Genomic DNA, 13,220 nt, shown 5'->3' with positions numbered 1-13,220 from the left:
AAAGCATCTGTGGTAATCTTATATAGCTAAATTGTTTAAAATAGCGATCATTTATACCTTGATTTCTGATGTTGTTTCTTGCTTATTTAAGCTCTTGATATAGTAAGAAGGATTGATTCCTGTTTTAGCTTTAAAATGCTTTACCAAAGAGTAACTACTTTTATATCCAATCTCGGAAGCTATGGATTGAATAGCATAGGATCTAAATTTTGAATCCTCCTGTAATCTCTTTAAAACATAAGTAATTCTAAGATCATTGATATATTCGGTAAAACTTTTCTCTTTGTGTTGATTGATGGTTTGTGATAAATAGGTGGCATTTGTTTTTAACTTCTTTGCCATAGTTCGCAAATTACAATCTGATTTTAGAAAATATTCCTGAGTCTCTAATTTTTCGATTCCTTTGATGATCTCTTGCACCTTTTGGTCATCAATACTAATTTCTTTTTTAGATTGTTCTTGAATTTCTGTTTGTTTGTTTACAGATTCTAATTGATTGATTTCTTGCATTAAGTTTTGAAATACAACTTTATTAGATTTTTGTTTCTTGATGTAATTGTAGGATAGTATTACCATTGCTAGAGAAATTACAAACAAAAAAATAAACAATTTGGTTTTTGCTTGTTGCTGATTATTTTCGAGATCAGTTATTTTCTGTTGTAGTTGGTTAGTCTCTTTTTCATGAATGATATCTATTGTTTGATCTTTATCTTTTTGATAAGCGTCATTAAGTTCCATGTATTTCTTTTGCCAAAAGCTTCCTTTTTCGTAATCCTTTTTTTCGTTGTAACAATTAGCTAAAAGTAAATGTGCTCTTATCGCAGGAGGTTTAAAGAAATCTGTTTCTTCAAAATTATTAATGCCATCTTCTAGTATGGGAATTGCTTTATCATATAATCCTTGCTCATAATAACAACTACCTGTGTAGTAGGTGGTGTTTATGATAGGAAATGCTTTGTTACTAATTTCTTGAGTATCTAATATATTTTTAGCTTTCAATAAATAATCTAGAGAAGCATTATATTGTTTTTTATGATAATAGACCATTCCTTTTTTAATATACAAATCCAGAATAGCTTCTTTATATGAAAGTTGTTTACTGATTTCTAATGCTTTTTCTACATAAAATAGGGTTGAATCATATTCTTCTCTAGCCAAATACACTTCACTACTAAGTACAAGAATACTTACATGTGCATCTTTTCGATACATATTTGTTTTTGGAATGATTTCAAGAGAACGAAGCGCAATGTTTAATGCTTTTTCCGACCGATTCATCCTTCTTAAAATAACGATTAATCCAGCATTGGCTTTAACTTCTAATTCTTTATGCTCTGTAAATTTAGCAAACTGTAATCCTTTCGTATATTCTTGCAGTGCATCTTTATTTTTTCCATTTCTTAAGTGTATGTGACCTTTTAATGTATGTATTATAGATACTAAAGAATCATTTTTGAGTTCTTTACTGATTTTTAAAGCCTGATCATAGAATTGTATACCTACATCATAATCTTCAGAACTATATAAATCAAATCCTTTATCAACTAAAAAAACCGCTTTTTGTAACTCCTTGTTTTCTTGAGAAAGAGTGTGAGTAGTAATTGAAAGTAATAGTATTATAATAGGAAAGACGTACTTATTGAGAGTGTATGGGTATAGAGTAGTCATTTTAGATGATTTGTGAATAATGTAAAAGTAGATCGGACGCTATTCTTTTTTAGAATTTGCAACATAATTTACTTTCTGTTGCAAAATACTTAAAAATTTAAAGTTTGTACTGGGATACCAGTTGTCTATTTACGGTAATAGTCTATATTCGGACTATGAAGCGATCTCATTACACTTTTTGTGTTCTGTCTTTACTCTTGTTTTCTCCGTTTGCCTTGGTGGCGCAATTGGGCTTTTGTAATGGGAATTCTGGTGACTCAATTTTTAATGAAACTTTTGGAACAGGAACGACTATTGGACCCGCATTACCTCCAGGTAGTACAACGTATAGATATGTAAATACCGCGCCAGATGATGGAGCATATACGATTTCTAGTTTTACGGGATATTTCGATTGGCATGATACCGAGGATCATACGCCTGGAGATACGAATGGAAAATGTTTTATTGTCAACGCAGATTTTACGGCAGGAGAATTTTTTAGAAGACCAGTAACGGGATTATGTGAAAATACTTCTTATGAATTTTCAGCTTGGTTGTTAAATTTATTGCCATCTAGCGGATGTGGAGGAAATGGAATTCCAGTGAATGTAAATTTTCAAATATGGGATGTTACTGATACTAATTTATTAGCTTCTGGGAGTACTGGTGATATTTTTTCTACGGCAAGTCCAAATTGGGAACAGTATGGTTTAGTATTTCAAACTTTGCCTGGGCAAACATCTGTTGTATTGAGAATGAGTAATAACGGTGATGGAGGTTGTGGAAACGATTTGGCAATAGACGACATTGTTTTTAGAACATGTGGAGATTTTATCGATGTTACTGATACACTAGATAATTCTAGTATTACTGAATGTGAAAGTGATGCTCCAATCTCAACAACTTTAACTGCAACTCCAGATTTTTCGATTTATACAACCCATGCTTATCAATGGCAAGAAAGTTCTGACAATGTGAATTGGACTGATATTCCCGGAGAAACTAATGATATGTTTACTACACCTTCATTGTCAACAACAACTTATTATAGAGTAAAAGTTGCAGAGGATGCTATAAATCTTATTAATCCATTGTGTATCGCTTTATCAGAAACCTATGAAGTAAATATAATAACACAGCCTGTTGCACCTGTAAGTAATGGAAATGTTATTAATTGTGATAACGAAAATCAGGGAGTCTCTGTAAATGTTCCTAACGGTATTACGGTAAATTGGTATGATAGTGTAGCAGGCGGAAGTCTTTTGCAAGCTAATTCTACAACATATGTTACGGATGTTTCAGGTACTTATTATGCCGAGGCTATTTCTGAATTGGGCTCTTGTATATCGAATACCCGAACTGCCGTTAGCTTGGATTTTTTTGAATCTCCAGAAGTAACAGATGAAGAAACCTCTTTTTGTTCAGGAGGAAGTGTGGTATTGGATGCCGGAATTACTAATGTAACGTATTTATGGAATACTGGTGAAACAACTTCTAATATTACTGTAAATGTTGAAGATACATATACTGTGACAGTTACGGATAGCAACATGTGTTCTAGTGTGAAGACTATTGTAGTTATAGAAAGTGAAGCTCCTGTCATTGAGGCTATTACATCTATTGGTGATACCATTACTATTACAACTGCAAATACTGGCGAGTTTGAATATTCTATAGATGGTGTTAATTACCAAAGTAGTAATGTGTTTACGAATTTAGAAGGTGGCCTATATGAAGTAATGGTAAGAGAAATAAATGGATGCGGTACGGATTCAGAGGAATATATATTGTTAGTATATCCAGAATATTTCACACCAAATAATGATGGTTTTCACGAGTTATGGCAGATAGAAGGGATACAGCAGTTTCCCTCGGCTTCTATCTATATTTATGATCGCTATGGTAAACTACTAAAGCAATTGCTTCCTGACAGCACAGGTTGGAATGGTACGTATCTAGGCAGACAAATGCCTTCTTCTGAATATTGGTTTCGAATAGATTTACAAGACAGGTCTAGTGTTACTGGGCACTTTTCGTTGATTCGGTAATAATTATTCTAACCAATCTTTAAAATCCTTTACACGTTCTCTTGCCACTATAATTTCTTGCTCATTAAAATGATGTAACTTTATCTGTAACCTGGAATTCGTATAGGAAATAATATCCTTTATTGCATTGATGTTGATATAAAACTTGCGGTTTACCCTATAAAACTGTTTCGGATTCAATTCACTCTCCAAAGACTCTAAAGTGGTATCGATCAAATAATTCCGATTTTCATTTGTATGAAGATAAGTTCCTTTATTTTCAGAATAGAAACATTCGATATCTTCTACAGAGAATATTTTAAGATGTTGACCTACACGAGCTGTAAACCGTTTCTTATATTCTCTATCCATAGGGTTTACCAAAAGTTTTTTGATATCCTCAAAATCTACTTGTAGTGATGGAGTAGTAGGTAATTGCTCTTTGTATTTTTTGACTGCGGATTCCAATTCTTCATCATCAATAGGTTTCAGTAAATAATCAATACTATTTAATTTAAAAGCTTTTAAAGCATATTCATCATAAGCAGTTGTAAAAATAATAGAGCTCTTAATCGTAATAGAATCAAAAATCTCGAAAGATAAACCATCACTTAACTGAATATCCAGAAAAATAAGATCAGGATGTGGATTATTACTAAACCATTCTATGGATTCGCTTACAGAATGCAGCATCGTATCTACTTTAATATCAAGATCATCAAGCATACGACTAAGTCTCCTTGCTGCGGGTTTTTCGTCTTCTATTATGAGTACATTCATATTTTAGTTTGGATTGTTAGATTGTTGGATGAATTAGATTATTGTTTTTTTTATGTGATTTAGACTTGATGTTTGCAAAAGCTGATTAACTATATTTATTGTAATATAACAAAAAAGACAAGGTTAAATATGCCAATTTCACGCTTCTGTAATTCAGTCTAATTATCTAATTTATTCCCAAAGTTGCTTCTCTCTATCTTCTTCATCCATATACTTTCGTATTCTTCGCTCTTCCCAATCTTTATCAAACATCGGATTGATTCTATAAGCTTTTACCGCATGAAATGCTAAACCGATTCCCCAACCAAATGCCGCCCATAAAAACCATGCGTAGCGCCATTCATTTTGATAATAATTTAATCCCGCTAAAAATCCTATAATGATGATATATGAAAATAGGTTATTATAAAACTTCTTTAGTTCTTCTACGCGTTCTTTTGCACGTTCGTATCTTTTTTGTTCTTCGAAATCTTTCATTGGTTACTGTTTTGTTAGTTATTGTATTATTTTACATCGAATGATCATACATCTAGCGTATCATCTTCGTCCATAAGCTCTTTTATTTTCCTTTGTTCCCAGCTTTTTCCAAACACAAAATTGCGTTTAAAGACTCTCAGTCCATGAAATAGCAATCCTATTCCCCAAAAAAATGGAGTAGCATATAAGTGCCATTGCGCCCAGTTTTTAAATCCCTGACTGCTAAAGTTGGTATTGATAAAAAGGATGATTATATTGATGACAATATAAAAAGTAAGGTGTGTATAGAAACCTCTTTCATCATCAACTCTTTTTTTAGCTTCTTTAAATCTCTTATCTTCTTCTATTGGTTTCATGACGAATAGTATTATGATTTTTATAGAAAATTATTAAACTTTTCTTTATCCAAAATTTCTTTGATTTTTCTTTCTTCCCATTGTTTGCTAAATATTATGTTAGGATTGAAAACCTTTACCCAATGAAAAAATAAACCAATACCCCAGAAAAACGGAGTGATATATAAATTCCAGTTAAAGAAGTCACTAAAACCATTATCTAAAAAATCAGCATTAATGAATAACAAGAAAACATTGACAATTACATATGCGGTAAAATGGCTATAGAATCCTTTTTCTGCTTCAACTCGTTTTTTTGCGTTTAAATATTTCTGTCTTTTTTCTAAATTTTCCATGATTCTTTTTTTATTGATTAGTATCGTCCATTAATTCTTTGATCTTTTTTTCTTCCCATTTCTTACTAAATAAAGAAAGGGTAAATGAATTTTTCTTCAATTTTCTATCTCTAAATACCCATAATCCATGTGCAAGTAAAAATACTCCCCATAATACTGGAGAACTGATCAAATTAATCACTAAATATCCATCATATATATACTCTTGAAATTGTAAAATTACTGCTGCAATAATTACATTAATTATCAAGTAAACACCCAAATGTGTATAGAATATACGCTCTTCTTTTACTCGTTTTTTAGCGTACTCATATTTTTTATTTAATTCTGATGTTTCCATGATATTACAATTCATTGTTTTTATTCATAAACTCTTCAATCTTTTTTTCTTCCCATTCTTTACTGAAAATAGAGCGATTAAAAAGTTTTCCTAATCCGTTTCTATGTCTAAATGTCCATAATCCGTGACCTAATAATCCTATTCCCCATAACACTGGAGTACTTACTACATTCCATGGCAGGAAGTCGTTGTATCTTTCACTATTCACATAATCGCCTATTTGTATCTTAAAAATAAAAATGATAATGTTCATTACTACATATACTGTGGCATGTGTGTAGAATCCTCTTTCTTCGGCTACGCGTTTTTTTGCACGATTATAGGCTTTTCTTTTATCCATCTTATTCATAATCTCCTCTTTTAGATTCTTCCATATACTTTCTGATTTTCTTTTTTTCCCAATCTTTGCCAAATATTGGGTGATGATCAAATGCTTCTGCATAATGGAAGATTAATCCTAATCCCCAACCTGCCATTGGAAAAATAAACCAAGGAAGACCAAAACCAGTGGTTTTATAATTGATGAATATCAAGAACGGAATTACGATACAGTAGGCGACCAAACTTCCGTAGAATTCTTTCATTTTCTTTACTCGATCTTTAGCTCTTTTATATTTCAGGTCTTTTGCGATTGCTATATTTTGTGATGTTGTCATATCGATTGATGTTATTTTTTTAGTTAATATCGGGAGCTTTGCAATGAAAGCCGTTTCAGTCTTGAATACAGAAAACTCTCTTTTGGTAAGTAATCCATATCGTTGCTGTACATTTCCTAAACCTACACCGCTGCTTTGTTTGATAACTTCTTTGGTTTGTAAGTTGTTTTCTACAATTAGAAAACCATCATCTTCATAAATTTTGATATGTAGTGGTTTATCCGGCATTACTACATTATGCTTAATGGTGTTTTCTAATAAAATCTGCAAAGACAAGGGAACAACTTTGGCCTCGGGATTAGAAGCTTTTTCGGGCATTTCAAAAATAATGCTGTCTTCAAACCTAAGCTTTAACAAGGTCATATATGTTTTTGCAAATTTTAGTTCTTCATCTACGGTTACTAATTCTTTGTCTTTTTGTTCTAATACATATCGATATACTTTAGATAACGATGTGGTAAACTTTTGAGCCATTCTTGGATTTTCATCAATTAATGATGTCAAAACATTTAGACTGTTAAACAAAAAGTGAGGATCTAATTGATTTTTTAGAGCATCAAATCTTGCTGATGCTGTACCTGCTATTATTTTTTGTTCGGTTACCTTTTTTTCTTGTAAGGCTTTATAAAAGTAAATGGTATGAAAGAACAATGAAATAATTGCTGTGATCAATAGTGGGAATACATAATCTCCAAAAGATTGATCTGCTAAAAACTCATTAGTTGTTTGTCTTTGTAGTACTACAACACTTGCAATAAACTCACAAATAAAGTATCCTAACATGGTTACTACTATAGAGCCACCAGCACCAATTAATATTCGTTGTATTCCTTTATTTTTCCATTCAAATTTATAATTGATATATCTAAAATATAACACGTTGATATACGTGAGAAAGAAACTATATAAGAAGTTGATAATCCAGTATTGTATGCTTAAGAATCTATCAATTTTGAAACCGTTAGCGAATAAGTTAACGATAGTTATTGCGATAGATACTCCGAATGCAATGATCAGTACTCTTCTTAAATCCTTCATAGTATAATTTTGGTATTATATAGAATCGATGAACATGTCTGCTAAGCCTTATTTGCAGTTTTGTTGTATCCTTTTTATCTGATCTTTTCCCCAATCTGGATAAAAAGGTGTTGTGTTCGATTCTTTTTCAAAGTACAAGATAGCTTTTTCTATTTCAGGACAAAAGGCCTTTGGATCCTTACCCCAGAATTTAGCAGCTCCCATTTGCCACTCAGCATGATATAAGGTTGCTCTTGGATTTTCGGGCTCTAATTTTTTTGCTCTTTGATATAATTCTTCGACCTTAGGCGAATGTGTCATTCCATATTTTGTTCCATCATACACTACATATGCTGTATTTAGCATTGCTTCTAGAATTAAAATTTCGGCATTGTCTTTGGAAAAGGTCTTAGCTTCATTCAAATAATTCTGAGCTTTCTTTAAACGGGATTCAATTTCCTCAGCGTCTTTGGTATTAAATGTTTTTATAATATGTATTTGCGCTGCATAATAAAAAGGTAACCAATTGTCCTTTTCTGCTCTGCCGATTCGTTCGAATAGATTTACCGCCTCGTCGTTTTTTTGATTGCCCCAAAGCTCAAAAGCTTTTCCCATTCCTTTTTCGTATGCTTGTTGTGCGTTTGATGTTAGTACTATAAAAAAGGAAGCTATAAGGATAATTGTTTTCATAATTTTTTGTTGTTTTAGTTTTACATGGTAAATATCCTTCAACAACAGAAAATTTGGAATTAAATCATACCGAACTGTAGTTTATGATGGATGAATTGTATCAAAGTTTAATAGATTGGATCACATCTCCATTAGAAACTGAGAATTTAGCATCCTCCCAACTTGGTGGGCCAAAGTTTCCTTTCGCATTATTACTAGTGCCGTAAGGTTCTTTAGGTATTTTGAAAAAGTTTGTATCAAGTTTTTCGTTATCATTTTCGTCATGAAATAATGAGATGGCATAGGTGCCCGCAGGAATATTTTCTAAAGTAACGGTAAGTGCTCCTTCTTTACTTTTTACTTTGGTAGATTTGAATATCTTTTTATAGAAGTTTTCTTCGCTATTATACAACCCAATTCTGATGGTGCCTTCAGAAGATTTGATATTTGAAATATCAATTTGGATGGTGTTTTCATCGTTTTGTGCATAAGTAGTAAAAGAGCTTACTAGACAAATAATAATAAAAGTGAAATAATAAGTGGTTTTCATGGCTTAGTTTTATTTATAAAATTAAACATATGTTTTTGCAAGTGTTTGATTTGTAGTTTATTTTAAGATTACTTTTGGTTGTGTTTATGGATTTAAAGACAGTAAACAAAAGTTTATATTGTCGTTTTTGAGTTTTCTCTTGATACAGATAATGTCTGGAGATGTAATACTAAATGGATTTATTAGTTTAATGACATTTATTTTATAGATTATCGAGTTGATTATCGGTTTTATCATCGCTAATGGTCCAGAAGAAACCAACGATAAAAAAACGATCAGCAGTTGGTCTGATGGCGCGTCTGGCAAAATTTCCATTCACATTAGGAGTGTTGGCATATTGATAATTAAATACATTGTCAAAACCTAATACATTGGATACAGAAACGAACAAGATCTTCTGTTGACTTATTAAATAAGCCCAACTCATATTCAAAGAATTAAATGTTCTGGTTTTTGTGCCTAGAAAATCTGGAGTGTTTGGGTCTGTATATGGGCGTCCCGAAGCAAAATTATAGGTGGTACTAATTAATGATTTCCAATCTTGGACCCAATATTTACCTACTAATGATAAATTATGCTTGGCAGCAAAATTTGGAGTGGCGCGTTCTGGATAATTCCTATAATTTCTTTTTGTATCCAGATAAGAATAGCTAGCCCAATACTCAAAGTTTTTAAAAGATTTATTATCTCTCCAATATAAATCTAATCCAGCTGCATATCCATCGCCATTATTAGTAAAAGTACTTCCGAATTCAGGAAGTTCTGTATCAAATTTAACTAAACGATCATAGCCTTTATAATATGCTTCAGCTCTTAAAGTTCTCCCATTGTTCTGATACAAATAGTTAAGGATATAATGTGATGATTTTTCTGGATCTAAAGAACTGTTGTATTTTAAAACGTCTTGTTGAGGTGCTTGATAAAAATCTCCATACGCTAAAGAGACTTGTGATTTCTCTGCAATTTTATATGCTAGTGATGCTCTTGGCGATATTCTGGTAATATCTAATAAGGAATTATGCGTACCTCTTATTCCAACTTGCATCGCTAGCTTTTTGTTAAAAAAGATGTTTGCTTCCCCAAAAGCTGCTGTACTATTGTTATTGAAACTACTTTGGAAATTTCCGAAGGTAGTAGCACTAACATCTTCTTTAAAATCTCCTAGAAATTGCTCTATACCAAAATTTAGTTTAAATCGATTATTAAACCTTTTTCTAAGTTTTACTTTTAAATGAGCACTGTTGTCATCTGAATCAACATTTGTATCTTCAATTTTAATGTCATTATGATCATTAGCAAAGCTCACACCTGTTGCAAGAGTCCAATCATTCCCTAATTCACCTTTATAGGAAGCATTGAGGTATAAATTTCTATTGGTTAAACCAAAGTTAATACCTTCAGGAATATTGATGTCTTCTTGAATTAATTCGAAATCGGCATAATTCAATCCTCCATATAGTTTAAACAAACCATTGTTAAATTGATGTCTATATACAGCTTCTCCAGACAGTGATTCAAAAGGTTTTATCCAATCTACTCGTTGAGAAATAACTTCTTGATAAGGTTTTAGGTTTAAGTAAAAAGCATTGATACTTAATGAATTTTTCTCCCATTTTTGAGTATTACCTACACCAAGACCTACTGAAATAAAGGAGAGGTCTGTCTTTTCCTGTTCGGGTTGATCAATGGTGTTGAGAAGAAGTACACTTGATAATGCGTCTCCATATTCTGCTGAATATCCTCCAGTTGAGAAATTAGTTCCTTTGAATAAGAAAGGGGAGAAACGACCACGTGTAGGAATATTGTTTGCAGTTGCAGAAAACGGTTGGAAAACACGAAGTCCATCAATATATACATTAGCTTCATTGGCATCTCCACCACGAACAAAAAGTCTACCATCTTCGGCAACTGTAGAAGTTCCTGGTAGTGTTTGGAAAGCACCAATATAATCTCCAGCGGCACCAGCGGTAGTAACAATATCTAAAGGTGTTAGCACAGATGCTTTGCTATTGTCTCCAGCAGAAAATGTACCAGCATTCAGGATTACACTTCCGAGAGAGTTAACATCTTCTTTCAAAGTGATTTTTAGGTTTTTCATTTCGTTTACTGTTGCGTTTAAAATAAATGTTTCAAAAGAAAGAAATGATACTACTAAGATTTGATCTTCTGTTTCTGAAGTCGTAAAAGAAAAGCTTCCTGTATCCGTGGAAGATGCACCATCATAAGTTCCTTTTAGATAGATGTTTGCACCAGGAATTGGTATGCCAGAAGGGTCCGTTACAGTTCCTGAAATAGTGGTTTGAGCGGTTAAAAAAAGAGAGGCAAGTAGTGAAATGGTAAATAATAAATATCTCATTTGATGTACTGTTGTTTTTTGATTGACAGTTCAAAGGTGTATTAAAACGAAGATTCTAAAAATTGATTCTTACTGAATTGTAGAAAATGTAGGATGGATTGTTAGGAAAGGGAAATAGTATATTTTGAAAAAATAAACTAAAAAATTAGTTGAATCTTTTAACTAATTTTTTAGTTTTACATTTCTTAATCAATGAACTATGAAAAAAATACTCTTTTTATCAATTTTTCTTATCGCAATAGGAGGTAAATCTCAGGAGATGACGGTTTTTTATAAAGAAGAACGTAAATCTGATTATTATCAATTAAGAACATATGTTTTTGAAAAAAGAATGAGTAAGCAAGATTTACAATTGATTAATGATAAAGCGAAGGATCATAGCGATGAACTTGCAAATTATGGTTATGCAAGTGTACTTAGAATTGATCATGAGAAATCAATTTATTATCCATTAGAGCGGCAGTTTAATGATACAATTAATATTACTGTTTCTTACGGAAAGGACGGGAAACAAACTTTTATTAGTAGAGAGACCTCGGAAAAAGAGTACAAAATTGTTTATATAAATCAAGATACAAAACAAAAATCAAGTGTAGAATATGCTTATGGTAAAGAATATCTGATCGATGAAGAGCTGGTTGATCTAGAATGGAAGTTTACCAATCAGACAAAAATGATCTCTGGATATTTGTGTAAGAAAGCATTAGTTTTTAAAAGAGAAAAGCAAGAGTATACAAGTTATAGCTATGGAAATTATCGAGTAAAAGGGCGTAAACCTGTTGAGGTTTGGTATACGGAAGAAATCAAATCGTCATTTGGACCTTTAGGATATTGGGGGTTACCTGGTCTGATAATAAAAGTGATTGAAGAGGATGCAACTATCTTTTTAGATAAAATTCTTTATACGCTGGATGATTTTGAAGTAAAACCACCAACTCAGGGAGAAAAAATTACTAGAGAGGGATTAGAAGAAATACCAGCGTTACTTTTTCATGAACATTAATTTTTTAATAAACTTATGATTTGAGGTAACATTTTTAGACGAAATGACACATACTTATATAGTCTAAATTTATTATCAAAGGATCCAATTCCTTAGACGAATCATCATTAACCAAAATCTTTACATGAAAATTAAATTATTGATCATACTTTTCTTTATTTCCTTTTTAGGGAAATGTCAGGAAATTACTGTGTTTTATAAAGAAAAGCGTAAGCCAGCTCAAGTATCAACAAAAGAATCTTTTGACACTGATGAAATTTCTGATTATTACAGAGAACAGTTTGCTAAAATTAAGGAAGCTATAAAGTCAGGAGTCAGTAAAGATTCTATTATGTTGATTAGAGAGGAACTTGAGAAAGAAGGAGAACGTATTTCCGCAAGGATTAGTGAAAGAGAGAAGAATAAAAAACCACTAACTATACCGTACTATGACTATATTACTGTATTAAGGATTAATAAAGAAAAATCATTGTACTACCCACAGAATGAAGTGAGTAATGATACCGTTTCTCATAGTCGTACCAATAAAAAAGGACGTGAATTAGTAGATGAGAGAATAAACTATAATGATTCGGAAATTATCTATTTGGATACCTCTAAAAAGAAAAAGATAAGTTCTCTAAAAGTGCATAAGTTTGATTATAAAGGAAGAAAATTTCTTATAGAGGAAACATTAGAGCCACAGGAATGGGAACTAACGAATAAGGTTAAAAAAATCGATCAATATATTTGTTATAAAGCCATACTTAAAAATACGGATAAAAAAGTAGAAGCTTGGTATACCAATAAAATCAAAGCTTCTTATGGACCAAAAGGGTATTACGGACTTCCTGGTCTTATATTAGAGCTAAAAGAAGGGGAAAAGATAGTAAGCTTTGATAAGGTTTCCTTATTTCCTTCGGAACCGATCATCATAAACCCACCTAATGAAGGTGAAAAAATTACTAGAGAAGAGTTAGAAAACTTATCTACTAAGATATTTAATGAATATTAATGTACTCAGA

At 31.8% G+C, this 13,220-nt stretch carries 14 protein-coding genes; 3 read left to right on the top strand and 11 right to left on the bottom strand.

Going from position 1 to position 13,220, the window contains the following annotated elements; translation table 11 throughout:
* Positions 1-51: 51 nt before the first annotated feature.
* Complete coding sequence (locus Q1A73_RS17155; protein ID WP_299607832.1) at positions 52-1,668, bottom strand: helix-turn-helix domain-containing protein; 1,617 nt, start codon at positions 1,666-1,668, stop codon at positions 52-54.
* A 155-nt stretch (positions 1,669-1,823) separates the two neighbouring features.
* Between Q1A73_RS17155 and Q1A73_RS17150 the strand changes: the two genes are divergently transcribed.
* A complete protein-coding gene (locus Q1A73_RS17150; protein ID WP_299607830.1) occupies positions 1,824-3,698 on the top strand; it encodes a T9SS type B sorting domain-containing protein in 1,875 nt (624 codons plus the stop codon).
* A gap of 3 nt (positions 3,699-3,701) precedes the next feature.
* Here the strand turns inward: Q1A73_RS17150 and Q1A73_RS17145 are convergent, their stop codons facing one another.
* The 10 genes from Q1A73_RS17145 to Q1A73_RS17100 all read right to left on the bottom strand — a co-directional run bounded on the left by Q1A73_RS17145 (position 3,702) and on the right by Q1A73_RS17100 (position 11,213).
* A complete protein-coding gene (locus Q1A73_RS17145; RefSeq protein WP_299607828.1) occupies positions 3,702-4,457 on the bottom strand; it encodes a LytTR family DNA-binding domain-containing protein in 756 nt (251 codons plus the stop codon).
* Positions 4,458-4,628: 171 nt separating this feature from the next.
* Positions 4,629-4,934: a 2TM domain-containing protein gene (locus Q1A73_RS17140; protein ID WP_299607826.1), complete on the bottom strand. Its 306-nt coding sequence runs from the start codon at positions 4,932-4,934 to the stop codon at positions 4,629-4,631.
* A 44-nt stretch (positions 4,935-4,978) separates the two neighbouring features.
* Complete coding sequence (locus tag Q1A73_RS17135) at positions 4,979-5,290, bottom strand: 2TM domain-containing protein (RefSeq protein ID WP_299607823.1); 312 nt, start codon at positions 5,288-5,290, stop codon at positions 4,979-4,981.
* A 20-nt stretch (positions 5,291-5,310) separates the two neighbouring features.
* The gene (locus Q1A73_RS17130) at positions 5,311-5,625 is read right to left on the bottom strand and encodes a 2TM domain-containing protein (RefSeq protein ID WP_299607821.1); all 315 of its coding nucleotides are present in this window, start codon (positions 5,623-5,625) and stop codon (positions 5,311-5,313) included.
* 10 nt (positions 5,626-5,635) lie between these two features.
* Entirely contained in the window at positions 5,636-5,980 is a 345-nt protein-coding gene (locus tag Q1A73_RS17125) for a 2TM domain-containing protein (protein WP_299607819.1), read from the bottom strand.
* Complete coding sequence (locus tag Q1A73_RS17120) at positions 5,970-6,314, bottom strand: 2TM domain-containing protein (RefSeq protein ID WP_299607816.1); 345 nt, start codon at positions 6,312-6,314, stop codon at positions 5,970-5,972. The genes Q1A73_RS17125 and Q1A73_RS17120 overlap by 11 nt, the downstream gene beginning before the upstream one ends.
* Complete coding sequence (locus tag Q1A73_RS17115) at positions 6,307-7,659, bottom strand: 2TM domain-containing protein (RefSeq protein WP_299607813.1); 1,353 nt, start codon at positions 7,657-7,659, stop codon at positions 6,307-6,309. Before Q1A73_RS17115 ends, Q1A73_RS17120 begins: the two co-directional genes overlap by 8 nt.
* Positions 7,660-7,707: 48 nt before the next feature.
* Positions 7,708-8,328 carry a hypothetical protein gene (locus Q1A73_RS17110; protein ID WP_299607810.1) on the bottom strand — a complete coding sequence of 207 codons (621 nt, stop codon included), beginning with the start codon at positions 8,326-8,328 and terminating at the stop codon, positions 7,708-7,710.
* A 100-nt stretch (positions 8,329-8,428) separates the two neighbouring features.
* The gene (locus Q1A73_RS17105) at positions 8,429-8,857 is read right to left on the bottom strand and encodes a DUF2141 domain-containing protein (RefSeq protein WP_299607808.1); all 429 of its coding nucleotides are present in this window, start codon (positions 8,855-8,857) and stop codon (positions 8,429-8,431) included.
* 202 nt (positions 8,858-9,059) lie between these two features.
* The gene (locus Q1A73_RS17100) at positions 9,060-11,213 is read right to left on the bottom strand and encodes a TonB-dependent receptor (RefSeq protein WP_299607806.1); all 2,154 of its coding nucleotides are present in this window, start codon (positions 11,211-11,213) and stop codon (positions 9,060-9,062) included.
* Between the two features lie 199 nt (positions 11,214-11,412).
* Between Q1A73_RS17100 and Q1A73_RS17095 the strand changes: the two genes are divergently transcribed.
* Entirely contained in the window at positions 11,413-12,216 is an 804-nt protein-coding gene (locus Q1A73_RS17095; protein ID WP_299607804.1) for a GLPGLI family protein, read from the top strand.
* Positions 12,217-12,340: 124 nt separating this feature from the next.
* Positions 12,341-13,210: a GLPGLI family protein gene (locus tag Q1A73_RS17090; RefSeq protein ID WP_299607802.1), complete on the top strand. Its 870-nt coding sequence runs from the start codon at positions 12,341-12,343 to the stop codon at positions 13,208-13,210.
* Positions 13,211-13,220 lie beyond the last annotated feature (10 nt).

The organism is uncultured Aquimarina sp., assembly GCF_947492115.1.
Classification (GTDB): Bacteria; Bacteroidota; Bacteroidia; order Flavobacteriales; family Flavobacteriaceae; genus Aquimarina.
Note: the sequence above shows the minus strand (reverse complement) of the source record. Positions and strands in the feature narration are given on the sequence as shown.